The organism is uncultured Pseudokineococcus sp. (assembly GCF_947499845.1).
Taxonomy (GTDB): domain Bacteria; phylum Actinomycetota; class Actinomycetes; order Actinomycetales; family Quadrisphaeraceae; genus Pseudokineococcus.
On the sequence record NZ_CANMPM010000067.1, the window covers coordinates 1 to 331 of the forward strand.

Here is a 331-nt window from a genome sequence, read left to right on the forward strand (position 1 = left end):
ACAGCGGCGACCACCGCGCTCGAGAAGGCGGCCACTACCGTCACGCTCCTGAGCGGTGCGTTGACCCCTTGAGCTCGCCATCGTGGTATGCGTGCCGGCACGGTGCAGCGCGACCAGGTGCTTCTCCTGTAAGACGGAGAGCTTGGCTTCTTTCCGCGAAGCTTGCCCGCGGCCTTGGCGATCGCCATCTCCTCGCGCATGCGGGCACAGATGAGGTCGGCTTCAAACTCCGCGACCATCCCGAGGACGTTGAACAGGCTCTTCATACCTGCGGTGGGGGCGGTGACGACACGCCGGTCGTGGGCTGAAGGTGGGTGAGGGTCGAGGTCCT

Annotated in this window: 1 pseudogene; it reads right to left on the minus strand. The window is 65.6% G+C overall.

Features of this window, described 5'->3' with window-relative positions:
- Nucleotides 1-84 precede the first annotated feature (84 nt).
- A pseudogene (locus Q0789_RS16630) lies at nucleotides 85-331 on the minus strand (hypothetical protein); the annotation flags it as partial.